Source organism: Parvimonas sp. D9, assembly GCF_035282565.1.
Classification (GTDB): Bacteria; Bacillota; Clostridia; order Tissierellales; family Peptoniphilaceae; genus Parvimonas; species Parvimonas micra.
On record NZ_JAYKBM010000263.1, the window covers coordinates 1 to 237 of the forward strand.

At 49.4% G+C, this 237-nt stretch carries 1 protein-coding gene; it reads right to left on the bottom strand.

Annotation, left to right across the window (positions count from 1 at the left end; genetic code table 11):
- Positions 1 to 193 (bottom strand): hypothetical protein (locus VJI94_RS08820; protein ID WP_324009103.1); only part of this gene is annotated, 193 nt, incomplete at its 3' end.
- Positions 194 to 237 lie beyond the last annotated feature (44 nt).

The window sequence follows — 237 nt, forward strand, 5'->3', positions numbered from 1 at the left end:
GGGAATTGTCGATGATGACAGTAGGGAATACGGACATATCACCAGATATGCGCTCGAACAATGCCTTAAAGCGTTCGGGCTCTTCCATGATATGATGGGCCAGGAGAAGATGATACTCGCCGAAAGCATCATAGCCATAATTGTAGAGGCTCTCCAGAATCTGGATCGGCGCCACAGGTGCAAAACTTGCCATTATTCCCTCCCAGCTTTCAACGTCTTGTGCAATGCGTTGGCGGT